The organism is Planktothrix sp. FACHB-1355 (assembly GCF_014748295.1).
Lineage (GTDB): Bacteria > Cyanobacteriota > Cyanobacteriia > Cyanobacteriales > Aerosakkonemataceae > Aerosakkonema > Aerosakkonema funiforme_A.
In genome coordinates, this window is sequence record NZ_JACJUP010000884.1 from 1 (window position 1) to 3,103 (window position 3,103).

The window sequence follows — 3,103 nt, forward strand, 5'->3', positions numbered from 1 at the left end:
GACCGTCATGGGGATAGAGAGCAATCCCAATGCTGCTACTGATATAAAGTTCGGCATCTTGTAAATTGAAAGGCAGCTTGAAGGCATCTACAAGTCTTTGAGCAACTTTGCCAACTTCTTGCAAACTATGAATTTGAGGCAGTAATATAGTGAATTCATCGCCTCCCCACCGAGCGACTGTATCCCCTTCTCGCAAGCAGCTTGTTAATCGTTCTGCTACAAGTTGCAATAAACGATCGCCCACAGCATGACCTAGAGTATCGTTGATCGTCTTGAAACAATCCAAATCCAAAAACATTACCGCCAGCTTGTTATGATTTCTATGGGAATTTGCCAGGGATAAATCGAGGCGATCGTTAAATAGGTTGCGGTTGGGCAAGTTGGTCAGCAAGTCGTGATATGCTTGATATTGAATTGTCGCTTCTGCTCGCTTCCGCTCAGTAATATCTACAACAGTGCCTTCATAACCCACCAATCGACCCTCACCATCATAAAGCGCGTAAGCATTTTCGGAAATCCAAATTACGCTACCGTCTTTGCGATAAACTTGCGACTCAAAACCCCACACAGCACCCCGTTCTTTGACCAAGCTCATAAATTCAGCACGGCGATTGCAGTCTACGTAAAGTTGATGCTCGATATCGGTGAGAGCTGATAGCAACTCTGATGGTGAATCGTAGCCGTAAATTCGAGCTAACATGGGATTTGCGATCAGGTAATGTCCAATTACCGTGGTTTGGAAAATACCTTCGACAGCATTTTCAAAAATGCTGCGATACTGGCGTTCTGCCTGCCGCAAAGCTTCTTCTGCCTGTTTGCGATCGGTTATATCAATTCCAGTCGCAATGATGTATTTCACGGAACCATCGGCATCGAGGAGGACACTGTTAGACCAGGCAATCAGTCGGAGGCTGCCGTCTTTCGTTAACCAGTAATTTTCATGCTGGTTTAACGACTTACCCGCTTGTAAATCCTCAAATATAGCTTTAACTTGCTTGTTTTCTTCCGGAATCAAAAATATATCCCAGAAATACTTATGCCTGAGTTCATCAAATAGGTATCCTGTTGTTTTTTCACAAGCTCGATTCAAACGAATAACTTTTCCTTCTTGGTTAAGAACTACTACTAAACTGCTAGCAGTGTCAAGGATTGCAGAAACAAAGTTGCGCTCTTGCAGTAATGCTTCCTCGGCACGTTTGCGATCGGTGATGTCGGTGATGAAACCTTCGAGTCCCCGCACTTCCCCTTTTTCATCAAATACTGCCCTTCCTTTTTCCCACAGCCATTTTTCTAAGCCAAATTTTGTATTAATTCGATACTCTACTACATAAGGTTGCTTTTTGCTTACTGCTTCCTTAATGGCATTCAAAACTTTCGGTAAATCTTCCGGATGCGTGAGAGCATTATAAGAAATTCCATCACCTAAGAGTTCTTCACTTTTATACCCAGTTAAATCAAGGCAACCTTCGCTGAGGTATTTCATCGACCATTGAGGATCGTTTGCACAGGAAAAAGCAATACCGGGAAGGGAATCGATCAAGTTGGCCAGCCTTCGCTTACTTGTTTGCAATTCCTCTTCTGCGATTTTGCGATCGGTGATGTCCTCTCGAACGCAAATCCAATACTTTTTTCCGGAAATTTCCAAGGCACTTATCCTCACATATGTAATGAATGGCGTGCCGTCTTTTTTACAATTTTTGAATTCCCCGCACCAAGATCCTTGGATTTGTAACTGCTGGTTTATTCGCTCTATAAGCCAAGCGTTTTCTCCTGATGAATTGGCATCGAAATCTGAGATGTGTTTGCCGATCGACTCACCGCGCTCGTATCCGAACATCGCATCGAATGCTGCATTGGTAAAAAATATAAATCCATTCTCGTCGCACATATTGACACCTTCTACCATGCTTTCCAGCACTCGCGCTTGTGTCTTCAAAACCTCCTGCATCCGCTTCTGGGCGATCAGGGAACCCAATTGAGTGGCAACCCCCGAAACCAAATCTACCAGTTGATTGTCTTCTTCACGAGATTCAAACATAAAAAATACCAGAACTGCCAGCACTCGATCGCTATCGAGTATGGGTATTCCTAACCCGGCTTTCAGTCCGGGTTCTAATGCCATCTGACAGCGCAGAAAAATAGAATCTGGTTCATTAGAAACGTCTTTAATCCACTCTGGCTGCTTGGATGACCAAACTCGACCGGGTAGACCTATGTTATGAGGAAACGTCAATGCTTCGCTCAATTTTCTGAATTTCTCCAGATTGTTAGTACTGCCGTACCAAACTGGGCTGCATTCGAGTGCGGTGCCATCCAAGCGAGGAATCCAAACTTCTCCATACTTCCATCCTGTCGCTTCGCAGACCTGACGCAAGGCTTCTCCCAGTGCGGTATGAAAATCCTGGGACTGGGCGATCGCTAGGGTCATCGCTTCCAAAAGCCGCACTTCTGCTTGAATTTTGCGACCTTCTGTGGTATCTTCCATATTAAAAATTGTCAAATTGTATTATTTGTTGCAAAAAATCATCACACCCTTGTACAGGGTCAGGACAACCAACCCCATTGACTCAAAAAAGCCCTAAGTGCTACAGTGAGCGATCTTTGAGTATTTCAGTCATTAAAGCTTCAATTCTGTTATCAGGTAACGGTTTTAAAATTTTTTTTACCTCATCGGGCTGCACATCGACGCGCAGATCTTGCGCCCAGGATCGCCAGCCGCTGAATAAGCTAGGCTAGTGTTGCGAGAGAATGACTTGCATATAGCAGAGGGAACAGACAAGAAATTTGGTTTCCCGTAAATCCAGGTAGTATTGACTGGGAGAGAGCAATCGTGGGACAAAAATTCGCAAAAACTACACAGATGGAGACGATCGCAGTCTGTAAGCAAAGTATAAATCCGTGCTGGCTCGGCACCTTTAACGGTCGTGCTTGCTCCTCGTAAGTAAAAACCATTTCCGTACTTTACTGTAAATAGCGTAAAATTTCAAACATAGATTCACAGAGCTACAATTAACCGTATAAATCCTAATACTCTGAAATTTCTTTGTTTTTAGTGATTTTACTGATGCTATTACCCGTCTTAGGGGCATTCTATAAACAGGTG

Annotated in this window: 1 protein-coding gene; it reads right to left on the reverse strand. The window is 43.8% G+C overall.

Features of this window, described 5'->3' with window-relative positions; translation table 11 throughout:
* The coding region (locus H6S82_RS26430; RefSeq protein WP_191056971.1) for a PAS domain S-box protein at window positions 1-2,485 on the reverse strand (2,485 nt) is incomplete at its 3' end.
* Between the last annotated feature and the right edge of the window lie 618 nt (window positions 2,486-3,103).